General features: G+C 53.2%; 18 protein-coding genes. 8 read left to right on the top strand and 10 right to left on the bottom strand.

Features of this window, described 5'->3' with window-relative positions; translation table 11 throughout:
- Nucleotides 1–40 precede the first annotated feature (40 nt).
- From pbpC to BMY09_RS00580, 6 genes are all read right to left on the bottom strand, one after another.
- Nucleotides 41–2,377 (bottom strand): penicillin-binding protein 1C, encoded by a 2,337-nt coding sequence (gene pbpC / locus BMY09_RS00605; RefSeq protein ID WP_091352558.1) that lies wholly within the window; start codon nt 2,375–2,377, stop codon nt 41–43.
- Complete coding sequence (locus tag BMY09_RS00600; RefSeq protein ID WP_091352555.1) at nt 2,349–7,823, bottom strand: alpha-2-macroglobulin family protein; 5,475 nt, start codon at nt 7,821–7,823, stop codon at nt 2,349–2,351. Before BMY09_RS00600 ends, pbpC begins: the two co-directional genes overlap by 29 nt.
- 357 nt (nt 7,824–8,180) lie before the next feature.
- A complete protein-coding gene (locus BMY09_RS00595) occupies nt 8,181–9,446 on the bottom strand; it encodes a DEAD/DEAH box helicase (RefSeq protein WP_091352552.1) in 1,266 nt (421 codons plus the stop codon).
- A gap of 98 nt (nt 9,447–9,544) precedes the next feature.
- Complete coding sequence (locus BMY09_RS00590) at nt 9,545–10,120, bottom strand: phosphoribosyltransferase (protein ID WP_091352549.1); 576 nt, start codon at nt 10,118–10,120, stop codon at nt 9,545–9,547.
- A 42-nt stretch (nt 10,121–10,162) separates the two neighbouring features.
- Entirely contained in the window at nt 10,163–10,738 is a 576-nt protein-coding gene (locus BMY09_RS00585; RefSeq protein WP_091352547.1) for a phosphoribosyltransferase, read from the bottom strand.
- Between the two features lie 115 nt (nt 10,739–10,853).
- On the bottom strand, nt 10,854–11,786 hold the full coding sequence (locus BMY09_RS00580; protein ID WP_091352545.1) for an urea transporter: 933 nt from the start codon (nt 11,784–11,786) through the stop codon (nt 10,854–10,856).
- A gap of 44 nt (nt 11,787–11,830) precedes the next feature.
- Here BMY09_RS00580 and BMY09_RS22410 point away from each other — a divergent pair, with 44 nt between their 5' ends.
- Entirely contained in the window at nt 11,831–11,953 is a 123-nt protein-coding gene (locus BMY09_RS22410; RefSeq protein ID WP_281243211.1) for a hypothetical protein, read from the top strand.
- Nucleotides 11,954–11,963: 10 nt separating this feature from the next.
- Here the strand turns inward: BMY09_RS22410 and BMY09_RS00575 are convergent, their stop codons facing one another.
- From BMY09_RS00575 to BMY09_RS00565, 3 genes are all read right to left on the bottom strand, one after another.
- Nucleotides 11,964–12,689 carry a DUF5020 family protein gene (locus BMY09_RS00575; RefSeq protein WP_091352542.1) on the bottom strand — a complete coding sequence of 242 codons (726 nt, stop codon included), beginning with the start codon at nt 12,687–12,689 and terminating at the stop codon, nt 11,964–11,966.
- 182 nt (nt 12,690–12,871) lie between these two features.
- Complete coding sequence (locus BMY09_RS00570) at nt 12,872–14,221, bottom strand: 8-oxoguanine deaminase (RefSeq protein WP_091352540.1); 1,350 nt, start codon at nt 14,219–14,221, stop codon at nt 12,872–12,874.
- A 48-nt stretch (nt 14,222–14,269) separates the two neighbouring features.
- Nucleotides 14,270–15,742: a nucleobase:cation symporter-2 family protein gene (locus BMY09_RS00565; RefSeq protein WP_091352537.1), complete on the bottom strand. Its 1,473-nt coding sequence runs from the start codon at nt 15,740–15,742 to the stop codon at nt 14,270–14,272.
- A 603-nt stretch (nt 15,743–16,345) separates the two neighbouring features.
- On the opposite strand from BMY09_RS00565, the gene xdhA reads away from it, so the two are divergent.
- From xdhA to guaD, 4 genes are read left to right on the top strand one after another with little or no spacing between them, the layout of a single operon-like run.
- Complete coding sequence (gene xdhA, locus BMY09_RS00560) at nt 16,346–17,785, top strand: xanthine dehydrogenase small subunit (protein ID WP_091352534.1); 1,440 nt, start codon at nt 16,346–16,348, stop codon at nt 17,783–17,785.
- Complete coding sequence (xdhB, locus tag BMY09_RS00555) at nt 17,778–20,171, top strand: xanthine dehydrogenase molybdopterin binding subunit (protein WP_091352531.1); 2,394 nt, start codon at nt 17,778–17,780, stop codon at nt 20,169–20,171. The genes xdhA and xdhB overlap by 8 nt, the downstream gene beginning before the upstream one ends.
- A gap of 24 nt (nt 20,172–20,195) precedes the next feature.
- Nucleotides 20,196–21,032, top strand: coding sequence for a xanthine dehydrogenase accessory protein XdhC (xdhC, locus tag BMY09_RS00550; RefSeq protein ID WP_091352528.1), 837 nt, complete (start codon nt 20,196–20,198; stop codon nt 21,030–21,032).
- Between the two features lie 42 nt (nt 21,033–21,074).
- Nucleotides 21,075–22,385: a guanine deaminase gene (gene guaD, locus BMY09_RS00545; RefSeq protein ID WP_091352525.1), complete on the top strand. Its 1,311-nt coding sequence runs from the start codon at nt 21,075–21,077 to the stop codon at nt 22,383–22,385.
- A 138-nt stretch (nt 22,386–22,523) separates the two neighbouring features.
- On the opposite strand, the gene BMY09_RS00540 is transcribed toward guaD, so the two are convergent.
- Nucleotides 22,524–23,252, bottom strand: a complete 729-nt coding sequence (locus tag BMY09_RS00540) for a GntR family transcriptional regulator (RefSeq protein WP_091352521.1) — start codon at nt 23,250–23,252, stop codon at nt 22,524–22,526.
- Between the two features lie 463 nt (nt 23,253–23,715).
- On the opposite strand from BMY09_RS00540, the gene BMY09_RS00535 reads away from it, so the two are divergent.
- The 3 genes from BMY09_RS00535 to BMY09_RS00525 all read left to right on the top strand — a co-directional run bounded on the left by BMY09_RS00535 (nt 23,716) and on the right by BMY09_RS00525 (nt 26,512).
- A complete protein-coding gene (locus BMY09_RS00535; protein ID WP_091353833.1) occupies nt 23,716–25,134 on the top strand; it encodes an NCS2 family permease in 1,419 nt (472 codons plus the stop codon).
- Nucleotides 25,135–25,220: 86 nt separating this feature from the next.
- Nucleotides 25,221–25,835 (top strand): LysE family translocator, encoded by a 615-nt coding sequence (locus BMY09_RS00530; protein WP_091352518.1) that lies wholly within the window; start codon nt 25,221–25,223, stop codon nt 25,833–25,835.
- 332 nt (nt 25,836–26,167) lie between these two features.
- Entirely contained in the window at nt 26,168–26,512 is a 345-nt protein-coding gene (locus tag BMY09_RS00525) for a cupin domain-containing protein (protein ID WP_091352515.1), read from the top strand.
- Nucleotides 26,513–26,598: the final 86 nt, after the last annotated feature.

Below are 26,598 nucleotides of genomic sequence, written 5' to 3'. Positions count from 1 at the left end.
GGTAGTCAATGCGGCGCAGCACTAACCTGGGGAACAATCATTACCTCACCACTGAGAATCTGACCTGCTGCCACACTCCCTGCTCATCAACCAGCCTCAGCTGATGAGGGCCTTCATCCAGTGCGACGCTGAATTCATGAAAGGTTCGGGTCTCACCCAGATAATGTTTATCCAGATGCCAGAAGAGTCTGGCTGACTCTCTGCTGGTGCTGGCCCGCAGGACAACCTCCCCCTGCAAACCATTCAGATATCTCGGCACACTGATCACCTGTCCCGGAGCCGGATAGGTGATCTCGAAGTTCCCCCCCAACATACGACGATCCGGAGAACAGGCGGAATCAAAACCGGGCAACGGTGTGTAGTCCGGATGGGCGGTCCGATAGTAAAAAGCCTGTGACGGAGGCAGCTGAAAGAAAGTTTTACTCACCACCCTGCCGGACTGATCACACTCCCGGCTGGTACGTAACCCGGTTTTCCGGTCCACCGAAACCTGGAAATGATGCGGACTGATCTTTTCGAAACGCGCTCCAGCAGGTATCAGTACTGACTCCCGGGAACAGTCAAATTTCGGCAGATAGCCGTTATCCCGGCACACCTGAATCGATTTCAGTGCCGCATCCGGTGTCTGCGGCCAGCTTAATCCGGGCATGATCTTCAGAGTATCAAACAGTATCGGTGCTGCAGCCCGGGTGCCGGTCAGCAATTGACGACCTTCTCCATTGGCATTACCGGTCCAGACTCCGACGGTGAGATCCCGGGTGGTGCCGATCGCCCAGCCATCCCGTAAGCCGTAACTGGTACCGGTTTTCCAGGCGACTTTCGCAGAACCGGCAAACAGACGATGCATGCTGTGCAACCCCGGACGGGTAACATCGGATAGCGCATCCAGCGTCAGCCAGGCGGCTCCCTGACTGATCGGTGAGTGCCCGGCCTCCGGCAGAGCTGCCTCACCGTACCTTAAAGGCAGTTGCACAATCGACTCCGCCCTCTGCGCCTGCCGGCTCAGATTAGCATAGGCCGCCGTCAGATCCACCAGACTCACCTCTGCGCCCCCCAGAATCAGGGAGAGACCATACTCTTCTGGCGTACGAAACAGATGACTGAACCCCATCTGTTTTAGCTGATCATAGAATGCCTGATAGCTGTACTGATCCAGCATCCGTACCGAAGGGATATTCAGCGAAGCGGTCAGCGCCGACCGGGCAGAAACCGCCCCCCGGTATGATTCATCATAGTTAGTGGGCTGATAACTGCCATACGCGGTAGGAATATCGGGAACCAGCATCCGTGGCGTAATATCACCACTATCCAGCATCGAAGCATACAAAAAGGGTTTCAGAGTGCTGCCCGAGGAGCGTGGCTGACTGGCAATATCCACATAGGGCGCGAACTCAGGCCGCTGACTGAAGGGCGTATTGCCAAAATAAGCCTTCACCTGCAGCGTGGCATTATCAACCACGATTAATGCAAGATTATTGATCCCAAGCGCCCCGAGTCGCTGACTATGCTGCTGTAAAATAAACTCAATTTTCCGTGTCAGACGACGGTCAATCTCAGTATGAAACACCGCCTGATCGGGGAATTCCTGGCTGAGACGGTCAAGCAGATGCCCGGCCAGGGCTGGCCATGGTTGAGGTTTATCGGGGATCGGTTCCAGCAATGACAGCCGGTAGTCCTGTTCACTGAGAATTCCCTTCTGCCATAGTTTATGCAGCAAAAAGTCCCGTTTATGGCGTAACTGTTCGCGACTGCGGGCCAGATGCATCGCCGAAGGACTGTTGGGCAGAACGGCCAGCAGCGCCGACTCCGCCCAGCTCAGTTCAGTTAACCGGCGGCCAAAATAGCGCCAGGCGGCCGCTTCAATCCCTACCGTATTACCGCCCATCGGTGCATTTGCTGCATATAGCGACAGAATCTGCTGTTTCGACAGCTGCAACTCCAGTCGTAAGGCAAGATGCAGTTCCTGTAACTTCTGCCACCAGGTGCGGGCACGGTTGCCCTCCACCATACGTGCCAGCTGCATGGTAATGGTGCTGCCACCACTGACGATCCGCCCTGACTTCAGATTGAGATAAAACGCCCGGATAATCGCCAGGGGATCAACCCCCGGGTGAGACATGAAACGCTTATCTTCAAACTGAATCAGGGAGGTGGTATAGGCTTCCGGCAGTGACGACACCGACTGGAACCGCCACTGCTGATCCCCGGCGATCCGGGCGCTGAGCAACTGGCCGTTCTGATCCAGCAGTAAACGAGACAGGGGTTGATTGAACAGCGGCTGCGGCAACGGCCATCCCAGAGAGAGGCCGAAAACCGCTACCAGTGTCGCAACGACGATGAGCCAGCGTCTATTGATCAGCCGCGATAACCGCAACACTCTGACCTTTCACCTGGGCTTTAAGGTTATCGTTATACATCGCATAGGCAGAAATCGCCGGCAGATAGAATCGACCGATAAACGAGGCATTCAACTGCACGGAAAGCATTTTCTGTTCGCCCGCTTTAAGCCCCATATAGGCACTCACCCGATCATCACGAATATCCACATAATCAAACTGACAGGCTGCCTCTGAGCAGGCCTCCCGCTCATTATCGATCTGCCAGCCACTGGCCGCGCGAAAATTAAGGGCAATATTACTGATCTCATGCCGGGTGGTATTACTCAGCCGTAGCTGCGCCGTGAGATTTGTGCCCTGGGCTAAGCGATCAATATCAACCTCGTCACCCTCACCATTTTCGTAGACCACCTCAAGTTTCAGCCCCTGCGAATACTCCAGTTCTGATCCCGGCCCGGCAACACCGCTCTGCGTCAGAGTTAACCACACCGGTTGCCCCCCGGCATTACTGACGTTCACCGCTGTTGCAGTACCACCACCTGACAGTTCCACCTCACTCACCTGCGGAGTCACTTCCAGAGTCTGCTCACTGCCCTGTTGCGCGACAACCACCTGTGAGCTGCCATGATCTGAACCACCAATGGACTGCTGAGCCTGTTGATAACGGGCTAACGCGACCAGCGCAAAGGCTGTGGACTGAGTGCTGTGCCAGCGATCCTCCGCTAACTGCCCGGCAATCTTATCGGCCAGTTCAGTGGCACTTACCGGGTCAGCCAGTTTGGCATAGAGCATCAGAAACAGAGCGTTATCCCGCAATACCGAGCCAAAACTGGCAGAGTTGGTATCGTACTGATCAACCGCTGTCAGGCCATCTGAGATCAGCGACCGGGCAACATCATCCTGACCCGCATACAGGTAGGCCAGTGACAGCAATGCCACACTGGCGCTGTCATCCACCTGCAACGCTTTAAGTCGATACATAGCAGACCAGTTAGGCTTACCATACAGACTCAGGGTAAACAGCCGGTATGCCTGGGCTTTAATCTTTTCCACATCAGAGCTGTCGACGGCAAAGTTAGACTGCTGATACTGATAGGCGAGCCACTGCTGCATCAGACTCTGCGGCACCTCATAGCCCGCCTGTTGCGCCAGCAACAGGAAATGCCCGGCATAGTTAGTGCCCCAGGCATTACTTTGCCCCTGCCCCGGCCAGTAAGCGAAACCACCATCCAGGGTCTGGAACGTCTGCAACCGGTTAATCCCCGCCGAGATATTCTTTTCAATCTCTGACTGTTGTTTCTCATCCAGCCTGCTCAACTGATCCAGATAGAGCTGTGGGAACACTGACGAGGTAGTCTGCTCAATACAGCCGTGTGGATAACGCACCAGGTAATCCATGCGCGATTTCAGGCTGACGGGTTTAAACAGACTCAGTCCCAGCGAGGCCTGATTGCTGCCAGTAATACCGAAGGGCTCCAGAGTGATCTCCTCAGAGCTCCCGGCCTTCACAAGATAGGAGCGGGTGCGGGTTGTCTGCTCATTCGGGGCATTGATATCCAGATAAACGGTTTGGCTACTGTGAGCGTGTGCGGACTCCAGTGCGATTGTAAATTCCGCTTTGCCGGTTATATTTCCGGTCTGAATAGCAAAACGGGCAATCGCCGAAGAGTATGGCGGCAGTGTCAGTTGCTGCGTTGTTTGCTCAATCTGCACCCGGGTGTCATCCCCCTGCAAACTGATCTGCACAGGGGTCGGTTCCGCGGTATTGTTAAACAGCTCCACCGGTACCTGAGCCTGTTCGCCCGTTCGCATCACCCTTGGCAGGGTTGGAAAGACCGAGATATCATCCCGTACGACCACTTCCTGTTCAGCTTTACCGTACGCAGAGCCATCTTCGGCCACCAGCATCACCCGCACCGCCCCCAGATACATCGGCAGGGTTACATGGTGACTACGCTGTTCACCGGCAGCTAATTTGAAGCTACCGATAAACTGCACCAACGGAGGAAAGCGGCGGTTCTTCTTACTTTTTTCATCATCGGATTGGGCATCACTACCACCAACCGGTAACAGGCCATGCAGCTCACCACTGTAAGCGCCGACAACATCTTTATAGAGATCCCAGGTTTTCACCTGCAATGCCTGGCGTTGATAAAAGTACTTAAACGGATCTGGGGCGCTGTAGTTGGTCAGCCCCAGCAGCCCTTCATCCACCAGCGCCAGCGTATAAGCCATTGGACGACCCTCAGATTCAGAGACCTGAATATCGAAACTGGCGCGGGAGTTAACCTGCTCCACCGTCGAAATCTGCGGATGGAGATGTTTCTGCGGATCTTCAACCTGCAGCGGGATAATCCCCATCAAGCGCATCGGCCGGTCATTTTCACGGCTGGCGTGGGGCTGCAGATAGGTTACGCTAAGATAGATATTCGGGGCCATCTCAGGGGTGATCGCGATCTCAATCTGCTGTTTCAGCCTTTTTTTCTGTGCATCCTGCTCAACCCAGAACTGTTGCAACACCCGGGTAGCGGACTCAACGGTCACCAGCGCCCGGCCCTCTTTCAGTTCCGGCAGCGTCACTGTTGCGGTTTCCCCTACCTGATAGGTCCCCTTATCGCTGAACAGTGTCAGACGGTCTACATTATCGCCCTGGGACTCCTGCTGGCGTCCCGCCCAGCCGGGCCAGTCGATATAGACCACTTTACCGCTGCAATGAGTCTCTTCTCCGGCGATACAGGCACGCACCAGATAGCGCCCCCATTCGGGATAATTGACCCGCAACGGCCATTCCGCCATACCATTCTCATCGGTGACCGCTTCACCACTGGCAATCACTCTGCTGTGCTGAGCGTCGGTGTAACGCGCCAGAGATTCAGTACTCTTCTCATACCACCACTTCCACTCAAGCTTATAAACACTGATCTCCAGATTGGTATTGCTCACCGGCTGACCAGCTTTATCCAGCACCACCAGACGGGTTTTATGATCCTCATCGGTCAGCAGCATCCCCCGGGCAGCATCCCCTTTTGGCAGTTTCAGCCCCAGATAGCGGTCATAGTAATCAAAGGGGCGGGAGAAGCTGTTACTGCTGAACTGGCCACTCTCTTCAAACACCCGGTTAGTGAAGCGTGCTTTAAGCATGCCGGGGGGTGGGGTTTTACTTTCAATCAGCAGATCAAATTCGGTATCGCCCTGTTCATTGAGTGTCCCTTCAAACAGATTGATTTTGCTGGCACGGTAATCCCGGGCCGGATCATCAAAGGTATAATCGGGGAACTTACCGGCAAACCGGGTTTTCACCGGCACCAGGGTGACCGATACATCCGCTTTCAAGCCACTGGCAGGGGCACCATGCAGCCATTGCGAGTGCAACCAAACCTTTTGCTCTACGGCGTTTTGCAAACGCAGATCCTCGGCCAGATCCAGCTCGACTTTGAGTCGGTTTGGCACCACGGTTTCGATCCGTAGCGGATGATGGAAATCCTGTCCGCCGACCCGGACCACCGCTTCCCAGTTACCGGTCGGCGCATTCATCGGCGTTGTCAGCGTGAAGGTGTACAGATTACCCACCGGATGATTACTATAGATCGACTCAATCAGTTGTCCGGAAGGGTTAAACAGTTCCACAACCACCGGATGTTCGGCAGGCAGTTCATTGAGCTTATCCTGCAGGATAAAGGTCAGATAGATATTATCGCCGGGTCGCCAGATATCCCGTTCGCCATAGATAAAACCATCGATATTGCTTTGCAGATGGGTGCCGCCGATATCAAACTGACTGGTGGTCAGGGCACTGACCTCATTCAGCTTAAGATAGCCAACCTGATCACCGGCTGCAGCCTGAAGATAAAACGCTTTACCGCTGAGTTTAACATCGACAAAACCACGTTTATCCGTCTTACCCTGACCCACCGACTGGCCCTGAAAGTTAAAAATCTCAATCTCAGTGTTGGCGATAGGTTCTGAGGTTTTCAGATTGGTGATAATGACATGGGCGATATCCGCATCCGGCGCCTGTTTCACGACGATACCGATATTGGAGCGCAACAGGTTTTTCGCTGCACGGGTATCGGCAGAATATTTATAGTAACTGTCATCGCAGGCGCTCAGGCTATTCGCACGGGAGGAGGTCTGGCTAAAGTAGTTCCATGAACTCTCACCATCCTCATGCTGCAACTGGTCGGCACTGGCGGGCAGTTTGCGTTCCGGCATCGGTACAGCATTCTCTGCATCGCTGCAGGGCAGCAGTGAGTCACCCCGGTCCAGCGACAGAGTAAGGCGGATCAGACTACCGGTCTTCTTGTTCATCAACTCGCTGATATCCAGGCGATAGTCCTGCCAGCTGCGCAAAGCACCATCATCCAGAGGGATCGACTTTTGCCAGATAAAGCGGCCAACTTTCTCCAGAGACCGATCACCGTCCAGACGGTTTTCCTGCAGGAACTGACCGACATTGTCAGCAAAAACCTCAAACGCAGTCACGGTCACTGATTTTGCGCTAACCGCCTGAAACGGCAATTCAATCCGTGCGCCATCCGGCAGAATCATCCCCTGACCGGTAAACCGTACCGCAGGCTTCATCGGCGCAATATTAAAGGTTTTATCCTGACTGGCAGCAAGGCCCACACCGCAGCGATCCTGCAGCTCTTTATGCACCGTCAGCTGCACACGTTCAGCATTGGTGTTGTTCAGCCCCAGGCGCAGCCTGTTCCCCCTCACCTGATAACGGGTAAAACGGTACTGACTGGAGATCAGATGTTTAAAAGCCTGGTCTTCATCAAGATTGCGGTTAAATACCAGTTCAAGCACACCACCGGCATCCTCGACAATGCCTCCGGAAAGCAGCTCCAGTGAACCGCTGTCACCTCCCTCGGAACCGGGCACAATAAAGACCTGCTGCTTCAGGGAATCAGCACCAGACTCACCACTGTTCCAGCTTACGGTAACCTTCTGACCACAGCTCTCACCGCGGGTTATATTGCTGATCACCAGCTCGGGTAACACCGCTTTTCCGGCCTCACCTGTTACATTTTCCGGCATAACGACTGCCACCACGGCAGTACTATCCGACACACTGATCCGCTGTTCAATCTCGGTGCTTTTTAGCCCACTGGCACCGTTGACCTGTGCATGGATAGATACGGTATTGGCGGTGTCATCCCGAACCACCGGCTGGCCCTGTTTAAGATCAGTCCAGTTCAGACTGAACGTCGAGTCTGCAGCTTCAGAGGCGTCAGGCGCAGAAGAAGAAGGAGGAGGAGCATTGTCACTACTGACAACACTATCCGCTGTATTTTCGGTGTTTTCATCCACTGCTGCATCGGCTACAACAGGTTTGACAGGTTCAGAACTGGCAGCAGCGCTACTCTCTGCCGTCTGTGCCGCGGAGGGGGCTGAATCATCACCACACCCAGCCAGGTTCAGCAGTAACAGTAGCGCAACAAAAGTCCGCAGCAGTGACAGAGAAAGAGGAGAAGCCCTTAACATATATAAATCCTTTTATAGAGTGGACGCCGAGAGAGTGAATTGTGAAGTAGAGACAGCATTATACCAATGCTTTATGTCAGTGTTATATAACATCAGTGTCTGCCTCCATGACTGGCGTATTCTGTAAAGTACAGAGTACGCAACTCCACCGACACTACCCATGCAATACTTAATCGCCCCTGAAGCGATTACAGCGGTGACTCGTTGCTCATGCCCTTCACCAACCCCATGCAACAACTTGCTTACAAAGCTATTAACTAAAACTCTTACTATCAAAACAATATAGAAGGCCTTTGCGAGCCACGAGCAAGTCACGCTCTTTGTGGCGTTCGAGTCACTAACAACGGCGGATAGCTCTTACTTCTTACGGTTCTTCGCTGCGGGCTTTGCTGTGCCACTTTTACTGCGGATAATCTTGGTCCGCCCGGCTTTATTGGTGCGCGGTCGGTGGATCTTTTTACCCAGCTTTTTTCGCAGGCCATCGCGACTGCCCACTTCGTAGCCCGGCATATAGATACGCTGGATACGGCTGCCGATCAGACGTTCGATATCATCCAGGGCGCGCTCCTCTTCGCGACTGACAAAAGAGATCGCTTTGCCCTGAGCACCGGCCCGACCAGTGCGACCGATCCGGTGTACATAATCTTCCGCCAGATAGGGAAGATTGAAGTTAACCACCAGCTCCAGCCCCTGAATATCCAGACCACGGGCCGCCACCTCTGTCGCCACCAGTACCTGAATCTTGCCCTCTTTAAAGTCAGCAATCGCACGACGACGGGACCCCTGCGACTTGTCACCATGACAGATCGCCGCAGAGATACCATCAATCTTAAGATCCACCATCAGCGAATCAGCCTGAGCTTTGGTGCTGGTAAACACCAGCACCTGAAACCACTGGTGCTTATTAATTAGCTCAGCAAACAGATCCGCCTTGCGTTTCTCTTCCACCGGATAGACAACATGTTCCACGGTATCTGCGGTGGCATTCAGTTTTGCCACCCGAACCGTTTCGTAGGGGGTCATCAGTTGCCTGGCAACCTCATTCACCCGGGGAGAGATCGTCGCCGAAAACATCAGAGTCTGGCGTTTTTTCGCGGTCTGTTGCAGCAGAGTAGTGACATCAGCAATAAAGCCCATATCCAGCATCCGGTCGGCCTCGTCCAGTACCACAAACTCCGCTTTCGCCAGACTGACGTTACACTGCACCACATGCTCAAGCAGACGCCCCGGTGTGGAGATCACAATATCAACGCCCGCTTTCAGCTTTTTCTGCTGACTATCCATGTTAACGCCGCCATATAAGGCAAGAATTTTCAGCGGCAGAAACTGAGCATAACGCTTAATCGTATCCGCCAGCTGTTCAGCCAGTTCCCGGGTTGGGGTCAGAATCAGTGTGCGTGGGCAACCTGACTCGGTGGGTTTAGGGTGATCATGCATCTGTTGCAGGATAGGTAGCGCAAATGCAGCGGTCTTTCCGGTGCCGGTCTGGGCGTTCGCTAAGACGTTTTTACCCCGGCGAGCGGGGACAATCGCCTGCTCCTGAACGGGAGTCATCTGACTATAACCACAGGCATCCAGGGCCTGCTGAATCTCAGGAGCCAGATCTAATGCTGAAAACTTCATGATAAATCCTCGGTATGCCTGTTTTTACGGGCGCATATGATAAAGGAATTTCAACATTTAAGTGAAACTCTTTACAGATCATCTCCGTTACAGCACGGTCAGATCTTTACTGTCTCCATAATGGCCTGCATACCGGGCTTATTGGCAAAGATCTCCGCTTCCGTTAACCCAACCATCTCATAGGGCAGCACCAGCCACTTATCGGAGGTGTGGATATAGAAATCAGGCACCCGTTGTGTCCGGTTATTGGCCGGTTTGAACCAGGGTACAGCGACTTTCACATCCACCGGCATATTACGCTTAGCCCGCTGAGACAGCTGGGTGATGACCGCATCAATGCTTTTGCCCGAGCCGTAAACATCATCAACAATCAGCAACTTGTCATCACGATTCAGGTTTTCCAGCAGATAGCGCAAACCATGGGCTTTAATATTCCCCTCCCCTTCGATCATCGACTGATAACCGGGCAACCCGCGATAGGAGGTGCGAATAGAGATATGGTCGGTTTTCACCCCCAGGTATTGCAGGCACTCCTGCACATAGATACCGACGGTACTGCCACCCCGCCAGATGCCAACGATGAAATCGGGGCGATAACCGCTTTCAAAGATCTGAGCGCCCAAGCGAAACGAGTCACAGATCAGTTCCTGTTCATTAATATACTGTTTTTCCACAATACTCCCCCTCCCAATCGGGAACGGCCTCCTGTTTTGCCTTTAGCCCACCCGGGGAATCAGATCACCAATGATGTCAAACAACTCCGGCCGGTGGGTCTTAATCTCATCCACGGTCAGCCCTTCAAGTGAGTGGGGATATTTCAGCCAGGCTTCGGTTTCATGGAGATAATATTCAGGGTCAACCCCGGTTTTATTCCGTGCCGGCTTAAAATAGGGTACTGCGATGCGGATATCTTCCGGTGTGTTGAGGCGGCATTTCAGTTTCAGCTCTTTGATCACCGCCTGAATTGTCAGCCCGGTATCGTAAACATCGTCAACAATCAGCAGGCTGTCTGTGGCCTGGATATTCTTGATCAGATAATCCATACCATGGATCTTCACCGCTTTAGACCGGCCATCGATACCGTCACTGTATGAGGAGGTTCGAATGGCAATATGGTCACTCTGAATACCGTAGTAGGCGAGAAACTCCTGTACCGCCACCCCAATGGGGGTGCCTCCCCGCCAGATAGCAATAATATAGGTGGGTCTGAAACCATCATTAATAATTTTTGCCCCTAAGCGGAATGAGTCTTCCAGCAGCGTCTGGGCATCGAGATATGTTTTTTCCATCATTTCATACTCTGTCGATAACGCCTGCCATCATAACAACCGGACCGCCATTTCTGTATCGGAATTTGAGCATAACGGTATATTTTAACGATGGTATTCCGTCGCCATTACCCTGTTTTCAGGATACCTCCTCGAATACTCTTGCGCGATCAGGCTTCGGAAAAAGGCAGAATACCGTCCAGACACTCAGCACAAAGGGTGCGGTCAGGGGCATAACATCAAAGAATTGCAGCAAACGACTCAGCAACACCGCCAGTAGTACACCGCAGACGAAAGCCAGTGGCCGGAGATGACTGCGTTGGTGCAACGCCAGAATCACCAGCACAGCGTTATAGCTGTATACACCCGACTGGGATTGAACCATCGGGAACTCCAGCAACAACGAAATCACCAGACTCAGAGTCACCGCGCCTACCACAGCCAGGGTAGCCGCTCTCGAGGCGATAAACAGACCCGCTAACAGCAGCGCCCCACTGACACTACTATTGAGAAACAGCACCTGCCCAACAGCCGACATAACACCGCTGAGCAGCCCAGTCACGATGCCTGGCACTCCCGGGTCAACGATATCAGGTAAGCCGGACTGGACCATCGGCTGGGGAGTGAAAAGCAGCCACAACAGCCAGACCGACAAAATAAACGGCGAGGTATAGGTAGCGCAGTCCAGTCGTTGTAAACCGCGCCCGATGATCGTGGCAAGCAACGTAACGGCGACCGTCAGCATTAACACCAGCGGCCCGCTTAACGGCCATAAACAACTCACCGCCAGCCCCACCAGCGCACCATTAAAGCCATACAGTCCCTGCCCCAACTGATTATGCTGACGATTCGACTGAATGAGCAGCGTCAGGGTACAGAGCTGTTCAACCACGCAGCCTAGAACGGCCGCAACCGCCATGATCGGTGCCTGAATCGCCACGGCGAGGATAAACAGCAAACCGGTCCAGCGGTTATGCTGCAACATAATCTGGCTGAAACTGGTTAATACACCTTGCAGGAACGGGGTTCGCCACAAAAGGCCTGGCCACGACAAAACATCACTGGACACCATCGGGAGATTCTCAAAAGTACTCAGATAAAAACCATAAGCGAAGTATGAGAGGGCGCTATGCCATCGATAACAATCTGCCGGATGCCGAAGGGGGAGGCATCAGCAGATTGTTATACAACGTGATGGCTAAGCGCCGGGATTACACGCAAAACTGCGCGATGTTTTAAGTGGGACCAATCAGAAATGCCACTTCAACAGCAGTGCCGGATTACGCTCGTCAACGCCATCGATACCAAACTTATTGTTCCAGTAGGCATACTCCACACCAACATACACCGGGGCTTTGGTACCGATCAGCTTGCCGGCATTCCATTTCAGCTGCGAAGTGAAGTTCATCTCCGAGGCTTTATCCGACTCAGACGTGGTCCAGTCGATAAAACCATCATAAAGAAACTCCGCATCGCTCAGCGAAAATGGTAGTCCCCAGGTGAGGGTCAATTGAGTATCATTGGATGACTTATCGTTATTGGCACGATACAGGTTGGCATTAAAGTACTGAAATCCCGGCACATCCAGACTGACGCCCACTCCGGCAAGAAAGTTATCAAAGCCCTCCCCGCTCTCCCAGGTGCCTGCCAGCAGCACATCTTTCACTGGGCCAAACGAGAGATCATTACCGGTCAGACTGGACAAGCTCAGCCGGGGTGACAGCTCCATATAGTTTTCGCTGTTACCATTATCCGATTCCAGCCGGTCGAGGAAGAAGAAGTTATCGCCCCAACTATGACCGCTGGCATGTTCAACCGTCACCACCTGACGGTCCGGATCGCCCACCTCATAATCGCTACCGTTCAGATAAGTGAGACTGAACGAGCTCCACAGCATCTCGGCAGAGGCCGACATAGAGAGTGTTGAGAGCATCGCTCCGGCAACTACACTGACAGACATTGGTGCTATTTTCATCTTAGGTTTCCTTATTGTTATATTTTCAGTTTTCAGACACACTTTTTTGCAAACGCGTTTTTTAAAACGAGCGTTGCCCTGCCGGCCAGTTGTGGCCAGCATGACGGGGTAAAATTACACAGGGTAGTAAGGGTTATGTCCGCTACGGGGATGCAGCGGACAGTATCAGACCGCGTGGCTGATCAGTTGGCGGCCAGTTTTCTTGCCAGTGCTTTCTGTCGCTGGATTAATTGCGCGATATCGTAATCGACGATGGCACCGTCAATCACACGCCACCGGCCAGCCACCATCACCCGGTCGGCCTGATGGGCACCGCAGAGCACCAGCGCCGCCAATGGATCGCCAGCACCGGCAAAGCGTAGCTCATCCAGTTTGAACAGGGCGATATCGGCCTGCTGCCCCACTTTAAGTGATCCCAGATCATCCCGGCCCAGACAGCGGGCAGAGCCTTCAGTCGCCCAGGACAGTACTTTCTGATGGGTAATCTCAGATGCATCGTACTTGAGGCGACCCAGCAGGAATGCCTGACGCACCTCCTGAATCATGTTCGAGCCATCGTTGGAAGCCGAACCATCCACCCCCAGCCCCACTGGGCTACCCGCCGCTTCAAGATCCAGTGTCGGACACAAGCCTGACGCCAACAGCATATTGGAGGATGGGCAGTGGCAGATACCGGTTCCCGCAGCCCCCAGACGACGCACTTCATTGTCATTAAAATGGATGCCGTGAGCCAGCCATACCCGGTCAGTCAGCCAGCCAACCTTCTCCAGATAGTCCAGTGGCCGCAGACCAAACATCTTGATACAGAACGCCGTTTCATCATGGGTTTCAGCCAGATGGGTATGCAGTCGCACATCATATTTTTGTGCCAGCTCAGCGCTGGCCCGCATCAGACTTTCGCTAACCGAAAACGGTGAACAGGGCGCCAGTGCAACCCGGCTCATCGCCCCCGCTTCGGACTGATGATACTGGCTTATCAGACGTTCGCAATCATCCAGAATAGCCTCTTCACTCTGCACTGTTGACTGGGGCGGCAAGCCTCCATCCTCTTCGCCCAGGCTCATCGAGCCACGGGTCAGATGCACCCTGACACCCAGTTTTTCAGCCTGCGCCATCTGAATATCGATAGCGTTTTCCAGCCCCTGAGGAAACAGGTAGTGATGATCACTGGCGGTAGTACATCCGGACAGCAGCAACTCGGCCAGCGCCACCTGAGTCGACACTTCAATCATCTCCTCTCCCAGCTTAGCCCATACGGGATAGAGGCTTTTCAGCCAGCTGAACAGGGATTTATTCAGCGCCTGGGGAAATGCCCGGGTGAGGGTCTGATAAAAGTGGTGATGACTGTTAATCAGTCCCGGCAACAGGACATGTTCGCGGGCGTCAAACACCTCATCCACAGGCTGAACCGGTGATGTGCCACTGGCCAGCACTGCAACAATCGTCTGTCCCTCTATCACCACCCCGCCAGCACACTCACTATCCAGTGTTGCCAGAGGGTTCTTAATCCAGATACGCCGGGAACTGTTCAACGTCTTCACTCCGTTAGTAAACTCATTTATTAAATATGACGGGCAACACTAACTATTAACACTGGAACACAGCGAGGGCTTTTGTCCCTGAGGGGTCATAGTGTCTACAGCCGTCTCTGATGCAGATTCTCTGCAAGCATTGTCTTCAGCACCCTCGACCTCTGTCTCTTCAACCTCTTCGCCATCCATATTGGTTGGCAGGATGAAGTTCAGGATAATGGCTGCCAGTGCACCAATGGTCAGCGGCGAACCGATAATATTTTTCAGTGTCGCCGGCATCGCGGACAATACTTCTGGTACAGATGCCACCCCCAGTCCCAGACCGATAGAGATCGCGGTGATCAGCATATTACGGCGGTTCAGACCCGCCTGGGAGATAATCTTAACCCCTGCCATCGCTACGGTACCAAACATAATCAGAGTGGCACCACCGAGTACCGGTTTTGGCATCTGCTGCAATACCCCGCCGATCACCGGAAACAATCCCAGTAACACCAGAATACCAGCAATAAACAGCGCCACATGGCGACTGGCGACACCGGTCAGCTGAATCACCCCGTTATTCTGGCTGAACGTGGTCATCGGCAAACTGTTCAGCGATGAAGCGATCGCCGAATTGCAGCCATCGGCCAGTACACCGGCTTTGATTCGCTTAACATACACCGGCCCGGACACCGGCTGGTTTGACACCATACTGTTCGCCGTGAGGTCACCGGTGGTTTCCAGCGCGGTAATCAGGTAGATAATAGCGATGGGCAGAAACGCCGCAAAATCGAAACTGAAACCATACTTAAACGGCACAGGAATCGCGATCAGCGCCACCTCATTCAAACCGCTGAAATCAACCTTACCCATCGACCAGGCGACAAGAAAGCCAAATGTCAGGCCAATTATCACCGCGCTCAGACGTAACATCTGCACCTGAAAACGATTAAAGATAACGATAGTAATCAGCACAACGCCTGCCAGCGCAAGATTCACCGGGGCACCCAGATCTTTGGCCCCGAAGCCTCCGGCAATATCGGTCATCGACACCTTAATCAGTGACAGGCCGATCAGCGTGATTATAGTGCCGGTAACCACCGGGGTAATAATCCGTTTCAGCTTATCGATAAAGCGGCTCAGAAATATCTCCACAAACGCGCCAAAAAAACAGACGCCGAAAATGGTTGAAAGGATCTCCTCCGGGCCACCGCCCTTGCCTTTGACAATAAAGCCCGCCGCCAGGATAGAGCTGAGAAAAGCGAAGCTGGTGCCCTGCACACAAAGAAGCCCCGATCCCACCGGGCCAATTCGACGCGCCTGAATAAAGGTTCCTATACCGGAAACTATCAACGCCATGCTGACCAGATAGGGCACCTCACTGCCCAGCCCCAACACACCGCCAACAATCAGTGTCGGGGTGATTATGCCGATAAAACTTGCCAGTACATGCTGCAAAGCCGCAAAGGTTGATACGGCAACCCCCGGCTTATCTTCCAAACCGAAGATCAGATGAATTTTGGAACTCTGATTTGCCATTGTGACATACCTATTTATTGTTATTGGTCCCCTGCAACCTATTAGGCAACAGGGTTTTCACAAGCGATCAGCCAGACTGTTTGTCCAACGAGTTATAAAAGTAATCCAGACAAATAACATTGTCCACAAAATACATTAACTCTTGTATCCACATTATGAAAACAGCCCTACGGCTTTACCCTCTTCTGAAAGCTCTGCCAAACCAACGGCCGGGCTCAAACAGTAGTGCAACGCTCTGCAACCGCTGCCACCACGGCCTTGCCGTCTTCCTGAGTTTTCCCGATGACAGCGACAGGCAGTTCGCAAACGGTTTTCAATGCGTTTACTACAAAAACACACCCATATTTTGTATACAATAACAATACAATAAAGGTATACAAAATACTCTTTTTATTTATTACAGATATTCCAGCTATATTTCACACCCACCACAGAACAATCTCCCGCATTTATTCAAACCAGCAGGTAAATACCATAGGCAAAACCGCTGGATTGCAGATCAGTGAGCTGCAAATAAGTTGACTTAAAAGTCAGGTTTTAATTTAATGGCTAAAATCCGAACTAAACTCCATAAAGATAAAACCTAAAAACAGGAGGTCCACCTTGATCAGGTTCTTACTCAACAGGGAACTGCGGGTCGAGCAGCAGCTAGACCCCAATATGACGGTACTCAATTACCTGCGTTCCGAATCCGGCAGGACGGGCACTAAAGAGGGTTGTGCATCAGGCGACTGTGGCGCCTGCACCGTGGTAGTGGGGGAGCTGGATGGCGACCGTATCCGCTATAAAAGCCTCAATTCCTGTCTGACCTTTGTCTCCGCCCTGAACGGTAAGCAACTGATAACCGTTGAGGACCTCAAACAGGGATCTGCGCTGCATCCGGCCCAACAGGCGATGGTCGACTGCCACGGCAGTCAGTGTGGTTTCTGTACTCCGGGCATCGTTATGTCGATGTTCGCACTGGGCAAGAATATCACCCATCCTGACAAAGAGGTGATCAATGAAGCACTGGCGGGCAACCTGTGTCGCTGCACCGGTTATCGCCCGATCGTAGAGGCCGCTGAAAAGATGTATGTGGATGCCACACCTGACAGTTTCAGCACGGAACAGAATGCCACAGTTGCCAGACTGCGGGAGATACAACCCACGCAACAAGCCGAACTGAGTGACGGCACTAAACGATCCTTTAACCCGACCACGGTGGCAGAACTATCAAACCTGTTAGAGCAGTATCCCGATGCCCGGCTGCTGGCTGGCGGCACCGATCTGGCTCTCGAAGTCACCCAGTTTCACCGGGCAATAGAGACGCTGATCTATATTGGTGATATCGCCGGGCTGAAACAGATCAGTGTTACCGATGAACAGATCGAGCTGGGTGCCAGCGCCTCCCTGAGCAACTGCTACCACGCCCTGAATAACGATTACCCCGACTTTGGCGCCCTGCTGCACCGCTTTGCTTCGCTGCAGATCCGCAATCAGGGTACCCTGGGGGGCAATATCGGTAACGCATCGCCGATTGGTGATTCCCCTCCGGCGCTGATCGCGCTGGACGCAAAACTGGTACTGAGAAAGGGTAACTCAGTTCGCACCATCGATCTGCAGGACTACTTCATCGACTATAAGGTCACCGACCAGCAACCGGGTGAGTTTATCGAAAAAGTGATCGTCCCCCGGGCGGCGGACAATGGCACGTTCCGCAGCTATAAGATCTCCAAACGCATCGACGATGATATATCTGCTGTGCTGGGTTGCTTTAACCTGAAAATCAGCAACGGCATCATTGAATCGGCCCGCATCGCATTTGGTGGTATGGCCGCAATTCCGAAGCGTGCCAGCCTCTGCGAACAGGCGTTGGCAGGCGCTCCCTGGACGATGGCAACGATCGAACAGGCCAAACAGGCGCTGCAACAGGATTTCAGTCCGATCTCAGATTTCCGCGCCTCAAAGGAGTATCGCATGCAGGTCGCTGGCAACATGCTGACCCGCTACTTTGTTGAGATCGAATCCCCAGAAGTTGAAACACGGGTAACTGCATATGTCTGATCATAAGAAAAAAGCCAGCTATGAAGAGATGCTGGAACTGACGAAACAGGATCTGAATACCGGCGTTGGCCGCAGCGTTAAACATGAAAGCGCGGCAAAGCAGGTCAGCGGTGAAGCGATCTATATCGATGACCGGCTTGAGTTTCCCAATCAGTTACATATCTATGCGCGGATGTCTGAAAAGGCCCACGCCCGGATCACCCGCATCGACACCAGCCCCTGCTATGAATTTCCTGGGGTTGCCATTGCGATCACCGCTGAGGATATCCCCGGTATAAAAGATATCGGCGCACTGAAACCCGGAGACCCGCTGCTGGTTGAAGATCTGGTGGAGTATTATGGTCAGCCGTTACTGGCGGTGGCCGCCAATGACCACGAAACCGCCCGCAAAGCAGCGATGGCCGCCATTGTCGAGTATGAAGAGCTGGAACCGGTGCTGTCGGTTGAACAGGCTCTGCGAAACAACCACTTTGTCAGCGATCCGCACACCCATCAACGGGGTGATTCTGCCGCTGCGCTGGCCTCTGCAAAACACCGTATCTCCGGCAGCGTGCATATTGGAGGTCAGGAGCATTTCTATCTGGAAACCCAGATATCCTCAGTTGTGCCCACCGAAGATGGCGGCATGATCGTCTACTCCTCCACCCAGAACCCCACAGAGGTTCAGAAACTGGTGGCTGAGGTACTCGACATCCCCTTTAACAAGGTGCAGATCGATATGCGTCGCATGGGCGGCGGCTTTGGTGGTAAAGAGACTCAGGCGGCGGGACCTGCCTGCATCGCCGCCGTGGTAGCCAGACTCACCGGTCGCCCCGCCAAGATGCGTCTGCCCCGTATGGAAGATATGATGATGACCGGTAAGCGTCATCCCTTCTTCAACCAGTATGACGTTGGCTTTGACGATAACGGTATGATCACCGGCTGCGAAATGAAGCTGGCGGGCAACTGCGGTAACTCCCCCGACCTGTCCGACTCAATTGTCGACCGGGCGATGTTCCACAGCGATAACAGTTATTACCTGGGTGATGCCACTATCACCGGTTATCGCTGCAAAACCAACACCGCATCGAATACCGCCTATCGCGGCTTTGGTGGCCCACAGGGGCTGATCATGCCGGAAATCATTCTCGATGAGATCGCCCGCACACTGGGAAAAGACCCTCTGGAGGTGCGCAAGCTTAACCTCTACGGTGATGAGGGTCGCGACACCACCCACTACTACCAGAAAGTGGAGGATAATGTGCTGCCCGAAATGCTGGCCGATCTTGAGCAGAGCAGCGATTACCACCAGCGGCGCCGGGAGATTAAGGCATACAATGCCAGCAGTCCATTCCTGAAAAAGGGGCTGGCGCTGACACCGGTCAAATTTGGCATCTCCTTCACGGCCACCTTCCTCAACCAGGCCGGCGCCCTGATCCATATCTACACCGATGGCAGCATCCACCTTAATCACGGGGGTACCGAGATGGGACAGGGGCTGAACACCAAGGTTGCGCAGATCGTCGCAGAAGAGTTCCAGGTGGACTTTAACAACATTCAGATCACCGCCACCAATACTGAGAAAGTGCCCAACACCTCACCGACAGCCGCCTCATCCGGCGCTGACCTGAACGGTAAAGCAGCGCAGAACGCAGCCCGTACCATCAAACAGCGTCTGGTAGAGTTTGCCGCCCGTCACTTTAACGTGACCGAAGAGGATGTTGAGTTTCGTAATAATCACGTGCGGATCCGGGATCAACTGATGCCCTTCGCTGACTTTATTCAGCTGGCCTATTTCAATCAGATCTCGCTCTCCAGCACCGGTTTCTATCGCACACCTAAGATATTCTATGACCGGGAAAAAGCCAGTGGCCGTCCTTTCTACTACTTTGCCTATGGCGCGGCCTGCAGCGAAGTGGTGATCGATACCCTCACCGGTGAATACAAAATTCTGCGGGTTGATATTCTTCATGATGTAGGTGCATCGCTGAACCCGGCCATCGATATTGGTCAGGTTGAAGGGGCATTCGTGCAGGGTGCCGGCTGGCTGACAACAGAGGAACTGGTGTGGAACGATCAGGGACGTCTGATGACCTCAGGCCCGGCCGGATACAAAATTCCTGCGATCACCGATATGCCGATCGATTTCCGTGTCCGACTGGTAGAAAACCGTAAAAACCGCGAAGACACCGTGTTCCATTCTAAAGCGGTGGGAGAACCCCCCTTTATGCTGGGAATCTCGGTATTCTGCGCCATTAAAGACGCCATCGCCAGCATTGGGGACTATCGCAGCAGCCCGGCACTGGATGCACCGGCAACCCCCGAACGGGTGCTCTGGGCGGTCCATGATATGCAGCAGCAACAAACGCAGCATAACCCGGCCCCGGCGGCTGAGATAACCACCTGAAGCGAAAATCGCAGGAGCCTTGCCATGAACACAGCATGGATCAGAGCACTAAGCCAGATTGAAGCCGATGCCACTCCGGCGGTTATCATCACGGTGGTGGAGGAGCGCGGGTCAACCCCGCGCAACGCCGGCGCCAAGATGATCGTCAGCGAAGCACAGCAGTTTGACACCATCGGCGGTGGACATCTGGAGTATAAGGCGATCAAAATCGCCCGTAAGCTACTGCAGGAACAACAGACACAACCGAGGCTGGAACGCTTCTCCCTGGGGGCCAGCCTGGGACAGTGCTGCGGCGGCGCCACAACACTGCTGTTTGAGCCGATGAACACTGATATAGTCAAAATCACCCTGTTCGGTGCCGGTCATGTTGGCCGGGCGCTGATACCGATACTGGCCAGCCTGCCCTGCAAAATCCGCTGGGTTGATGCCCGTGAGGATGAGTTTCCAGCCAGCATCCCTGAAGGAGTGGAGAAAGTGGTCAACGAGTTCCCGGTGGATGAAGTCGAGAAGCAACCTGCTGGCAGTTACTTTATCGTCATGACCCACAACCACCAGTTGGATCAGGAACTCACTGAAGCGATACTGAAGCGAAATGACTTCAGCTACTTTGGACTAATCGGCTCGCAAACCAAACGTAACAAGTTTATCCACCGGCTGCAGGCAAAAGGTTTCAACAGCGAACAGATCGATCGGATGACCTGCCCAATGGGTATTGCCGAGGTCAAAGGCAAGCTGCCCGCCGAGATCGCTGTATCGGTGGCCGGAGAGATCATCGCCCACTACAACGCTGGATTCAACAGCGGACGTAACGCGACAACCACGACGTCAGCAACCACTGTGGTTGATCGTCTGGCCATCTGAAGCGGCCAGCAAATGATAAATGATGTACAACAGAGAACCCGCATGACACAAAACACCGCAATCGCTTACCGTGCCGCTATGCTGGACAGCCTGGGCGACCCCGCTGAGATCGGTTTAACCGACAGCATCCGCTATTTTGAAGATGGCCTGATGCTGGTTGAGAACGGTAAAATCAGCGCACTGGGACACGCCACGGACCTGTTACCAGAGCTACCGCAGGGCTGTGAAATCAAGCATTACCCGAATGCACTGATCACCCCGGGGTTTATCGACACCCACATCCATTACCCGCAAACGGGCATGATCGCCTCCTACGGCGAGCAGTTACTGGACTGGCTGGAAAACTACACCTTCCCGGCTGAACAACAGTTTGCCGACCGTCAGCATGCTGACGAGGTCGCTGATATCTTCCTGACCGAATTACTTCGAAACGGCACCACCACTGCACTGGTATTTGGCACTGTGCACCCGGAATCAGTTGACGCCCTCTTCAGCAAAGCGGAGCAGCGCAACCTGCGTATGATTGCCGGTAAGGTGATGATGGATCGCAACGCCCCCGAAGCGCTCACCGATACCCCTCGCGGCAGCTACGAAGAGAGTAAAGCTCTGATCGAACGCTGGCATGGTAAAGGCCGTCTGCACTATGCGGTCACCCCCCGTTTTGCCCCTACCAGCTCACCGGAGCAGCTGGACCTGGCCGGCCAGTTACTCAAGGAGTATGACGGCCTCTATATGCACACCCACCTGTCGGAAAACAGAAATGAGATCGAGTGGGTTAAAGAGCTGTTCCCGCAACAAAACGGCTATCTTGATGTGTATGATCACCACCAGCTACTGGGTGAGCGCTCGGTATTTGCCCATGGTGTGCATCTGTGCGATGAGGAGTGTGCGCGTCTCAGTGAAACCGGCTCAGCCATCGCATTCTGCCCCACCTCCAACCTGTTCCTCGGCAGCGGGCTGTTTAACCTGCCCCAGGCAGAGCAGCACAAAGTCAAAGTGGGACTGGGTACCGATGTCGGTGCCGGCACCAGCTTCTCGATCCTGCAAACCCTCAATGAAGCTTATAAAGTGATGCAGTTGCAGGGCGTCAGACTACATCCGTACAAGTCCTTCTACCTAGCCACACTGGGCGGCGCCCGGGCGCTGCATCTCGATCATCAGATCGGTAGCCTGGAGCCCGGCAGTGAAGCCGACTTTGTGGTGCTGGACTATCAGGCCACACCGCTGCTGAGCTACCGTATGGCACAGACAAAGACAATTGAGGAACGTCTGTTTGTGATGATGACGCTGGGTGATGACCGGATGATCAAACATACCTTCTCCATGGGAGAGCCGGTATATAACCGACACTAAACACTGCCGTTGAGTAATAAAAAAGGCTGATCGTGAAAGATCAGCCTTTTTTACATTCTGCGGTTAACACTTTGCCAAATCTGGCAAAGCGTTAACAATACTTAACCGCAGAGCTCGACAAGCGTGAGAAACCAGCAATCATCTCGGATTACGGACATGGGAGAAGATCGCCTTCAGATCATCGGTAGCGATCTCATCATCCAGACTCAGCTTCTCCTCAATATGATCGAGGTGATGCATCATCAGGCTTACCGCCCTGGGTTTGTCTTTCCCGGCAATGGCATCGATCAGCTCAAAGTGCTCATCATAGGAACAGTGAGACTTAGCCCCGCTTTCATACTGGGCAATAATCAGTGAACAGAGCGACACCAGACTGCGTTGAAAACTCAGCAGCGGTGGATTATTCGCAATCTCAGCCAGCAGCAGATGAAACTCACCGGATAACCGGATACCCGCCCCCCGGTCACCACGATCAAAGCAGGCCTGCTCATCCCGCACCATCTGTCTCAGCTGCTCCAGCTGTTTCTTCTGGGCATTATCACACACCAGCTCCATAACCGCCTTCTCGACCACCCGGCGGGCAAACACGATCTGCCGGGCCTCTTCTATGGTCGGACAAGCCACCACGGCACCACGGTTAGGCCTTAAAACCACCACCTGCTCATACCCCAGGCGGGATAGCGCCCGACGAATAATGGTGCGGCTGACACCAAAGATTTCACCCAATGATTCCTCATTCAGCTTGGTGCCGGGAGAGAGGCGCTGTTCCAGAATCGCATCAAAGATATGTGCGTAGACAATATCATCCTGGGTCTTTTTACCATCCCTTTTGGTATCACTCTTTTTTAGCTCAGATATCTGACTCATTTAAGCCTCATTAACTCCGGGTTAGCGGTCAAAAGCAGATCGGGAAACAGCCATAACATTTTGATCGTAAACGTGATTCGATAGTACACAAAAGTGGTTATTTTGTACACATAATCAATATTATGCTTGCCTCAACCTCATCACATCAAGGTTTGTTCAGACAGGTTGATTTAACGTCTGCTCCAGCAGTTTCTCTGCTACGTTCGATACCCGGCTGACAAAACAATTTCATATAATAAAACTAGCAAAATCCAAAAACCTGACTTTTGGGTTGACTTTTTTGTATACAATTATAGTATGAATACAAGCACAATATTACTCAGGACGCGTTATATTTCCAGGGAATGAAACACAACAACCCGGCAGCTACCCCTTCCGTTGACTGCCTCCATAAAAATAAAATGGGTGACACCCCAAATCAGGAGTTAAAGTTGTGGAAAACATACAACTCGATACCGCCACGATGGATTCACCGTCGGCGTCTCAAAAGCGCACGTTTCTGGACCGTTTTTTTAAACTCAGCGAACATAAAACCAATCTTCGGACAGAGATGATCGCAGGCCTGACCACCTTCGTCACCATGTCCTATATTATGTTTCTTAACCCCATCATCATGTCGAAAACAGGCATGCCGTTTGATGGTCTGTTTCTGGCCACCTGTATCGGTGCTGCCATCGCCACTATTTTCATGGGGCTTTATGCCAACTGGCCTATTGGTCTGGCACCCGGCATGGGCCTGAACGCCTTCTTTACCTTCACCGTTGTGCTGGAGATGAACTACAGCTGGCAGATCGCCCTGGGGGCGGTATTCCTCTCCGGGGTGCTGTTCGTGCTGATGAGTGTCACCCGTTTAAGAGAGTGGATGCTGGAAAGTATCCCTCTAAGCCTGCGTCTGGCGATGACCGCCGGTGTAGGACTGTTCCTCGGCTTTATCGGCCTGCGCTTTACCGGCCTGATCGTACCCAACGCCGACAATGTGGTTGCTCTGGCAGACCTGACCCACTTCGGTTTTGGTCCCTTCGGTCCGGAAGCCCCCGCACTGGGGCTGCTGAGTTTTCTGCTGATCTGTATCCTCAGCTATCGCCGTGTTTTTGGTTCTGTCATTATCGGTATCGCCATTACCACTGCGATCGCCTTCCTGATGTCGGCAGTACTTCCCCATGAGTTTTTCAGTGTAACCTCAGACAGAGCACCCGCCTCTGGCTTTATGGCCTGGCCTGAAAACGGTCTGATCGCGGTACCCAACTTTAGTGATCTCGGACCCGTCTTTATGCAGCTGGATATTATCGGCGCGTTGGATGTCGCGTTGATTCCGGTGATTATCACCTTCCTCTTCGTGAATATCTTCGATACCGCCGGCACCCTGATGGGGGTTGCTCAGCGAGCTAACCTGCAGGATGAAAACGGTAAAATCGAGGGGCTGGACAAATCGCTGAAAGCGGACTCTATCTCTTCGGTTATCGGTACCGCGTTTGGCTGCCCTCCGGTCACCTCCTATGTTGAGTCTGCAGCAGGAGTTGCCGCCGGTGGCCGTACCGGTCTCACCGCTGTGGTGATCGGTATCCTGTTCCTGCTGGGGCTGTTCCTGCTGCCGCTGGCGCAGATGCTGCCAGGCTTTGCGGTGGATGGTGCACTGATCTATGTCGCCATGCTGATGATGGGCTCACTGGCCAGTATCGACTGGGATGATCTGACCGAATTTGCTCCCGCGCTGATGACCACCATCATGATGCCGCTGACCTTCTCCATCGCCAACGGTATCGCTATCGGTTTTGTCACCTACACCTTTATGAAGGTGGCTACCGGTAAGGCATCCAGCATCTCCACCGGCGTCTGGGCACTGACCGCGATATTCGTTGCAAAGTTTATCTTCCTGCCATAAAGTGCGCTTAATTTTTGATCAGATTTAACCGGCCCTCCCTTCTCAGGAAGGGCCTTTTTATTGACTCAATAACCTACGAGAAACAGATGACCCTGGACACCTGGCTACTTTACTGTTCTGCCGCCCTGCTGGTAATCCTGATCCCCGGCCCGCTATCGCTACTGATGATGGCCAACAGTCTGAATTTTGGTATCCGCCGCAGCTATCCTGCATTTTTAGGCGGTGTCAGTGCCTCCCTGATTCTGCTGATCGCCTCGGCCACCGGACTGGGGGCGTTGCTGCTGGCCTCAGAGCAACTGTTTACCCTGCTGCGTTATTGCGGTGCCGCCTACCTGATCTGGCTGGGCTACCGGGCCTGGCGGGATGCCGGCCAGGCAAGCGGCAGGAATGAAACGACGAATAACAGTGGTCGTGGTGTAATGTTCCGGCGGGCATTTACTCTGGGTATCAGTAACCCCAAGGATATTCTCTTCTTTGTCGCCTTTCTGCCGCAGTTTATGACTCAGGAAAGTCCACTACTGACCCAACTGCTGATTATGTCGGTCAGTTGGTGTGTCCTCGATCTGATCAGTAAACTGGGATACGGCCTGGCCGCCCGGGTGCTGGCACCGGCCCTGAAAAAGCAGCGCAATATCCGCCACTTTAACCGCGTCTGTGGCGGACTGTTTATCAGCGCCGGAAGCCTGGTGTTTATCCGCTAGCCAGTTTCACTAAACACATTTTTTACCACAGAGAGATATGCATTCCCACGCAGGAGCGTGGGAACGAGATAAACTGAAAGAGCCTCAGTATATTTCTCTGTACCCTTCACCGATCACTGCAGCTAAGCCAGAATCAACGCCGCTGTATTAAAAATATAGATCTTTGCTCTTCTCCGTGTACTCTGGGCACTTCTCCTCCCTGCCCTCTGGGGTTATCGCTATTTAAGGCTCTGAATGAGCGTTTTAGAATAAAGCAGGTCGGAACCGGACAACCCGGAATATGACACTCCAATACAATGACCGCTCTTTGAATCATAATCTTTGGAGCTGATATGTCCGATTTCATCACAGTAATGCGCGAAACCTGCCCCACTCCAGTCGTTGACGCAACCAAGTGGAAACGCATCGGCGGTGAGCCGCACACCGTGAACCTCAACGCCTATCTGTCTGACGACGGCAGCAAAATCATGGGCACATGGATCTGCACCCCGGGAAAATTCGAAGTTAACTACGATAAGTGGGAATTCTGCCACTTCCTGGAAGGTTACTGCATCATCACACCGGAAGGCGAAGAGCCGGTTCACCTGAAAGGTGGCGATGTCTTTGTGATCGAACCCGGAATGAAAGGCACCTGGGAAGTCGTCGAGACTGTACGCAAATATTTCGTTTTTGCCTGATCGTTCTCTGCCCTGAGCGTTCTTTACCAGGACGCTATATCTGAATGACAGATCAATCCGTTGGGCTGAGTAAAACAAAGCCCAAC

It is taken from the genome of Amphritea atlantica (assembly GCF_900111095.1).
Classification (GTDB): domain Bacteria; phylum Pseudomonadota; class Gammaproteobacteria; order Pseudomonadales; family Balneatricaceae; genus Amphritea; species Amphritea atlantica.
Note: the sequence above shows the minus strand (reverse complement) of the source record. Positions and strands in the feature narration are given on the sequence as shown.

Coding starts and splice junctions, on each gene's coding strand:
- BMY09_RS22410 (WP_281243211.1), top strand. CDS start 11,831: ATGAGAGGGCGCTATGCCATCGATAACAATCTGCCGGATGCCGAAGGG.
- xdhC (WP_091352528.1), top strand. CDS start 20,196: ATGAACACAGCATGGATCAGAGCACTAAGCCAGATTGAAGCCGATGCC.
- xdhB (WP_091352531.1), top strand. CDS start 17,778: ATGTCTGATCATAAGAAAAAAGCCAGCTATGAAGAGATGCTGGAACTG.
- BMY09_RS00600 (WP_091352555.1), bottom strand. CDS start 7,823: ATGTTAAGGGCTTCTCCTCTTTCTCTGTCACTGCTGCGGACTTTTGTT.
- BMY09_RS00540 (WP_091352521.1), bottom strand. CDS start 23,252: ATGAGTCAGATATCTGAGCTAAAAAAGAGTGATACCAAAAGGGATGGT.
- BMY09_RS00565 (WP_091352537.1), bottom strand. CDS start 15,742: ATGGCAAATCAGAGTTCCAAAATTCATCTGATCTTCGGTTTGGAAGAT.
- BMY09_RS00530 (WP_091352518.1), top strand. CDS start 25,221: ATGACCCTGGACACCTGGCTACTTTACTGTTCTGCCGCCCTGCTGGTA.
- BMY09_RS00575 (WP_091352542.1), bottom strand. CDS start 12,689: ATGAAAATAGCACCAATGTCTGTCAGTGTAGTTGCCGGAGCGATGCTC.
- guaD (WP_091352525.1), top strand. CDS start 21,075: ATGACACAAAACACCGCAATCGCTTACCGTGCCGCTATGCTGGACAGC.
- BMY09_RS00595 (WP_091352552.1), bottom strand. CDS start 9,446: ATGAAGTTTTCAGCATTAGATCTGGCTCCTGAGATTCAGCAGGCCCTG.
- BMY09_RS00535 (WP_091353833.1), top strand. CDS start 23,716: ATGGATTCACCGTCGGCGTCTCAAAAGCGCACGTTTCTGGACCGTTTT.
- BMY09_RS00585 (WP_091352547.1), bottom strand. CDS start 10,738: ATGATGGAAAAAACATATCTCGATGCCCAGACGCTGCTGGAAGACTCA.
- BMY09_RS00525 (WP_091352515.1), top strand. CDS start 26,168: ATGTCCGATTTCATCACAGTAATGCGCGAAACCTGCCCCACTCCAGTC.
- BMY09_RS00580 (WP_091352545.1), bottom strand. CDS start 11,786: ATGGTGTCCAGTGATGTTTTGTCGTGGCCAGGCCTTTTGTGGCGAACC.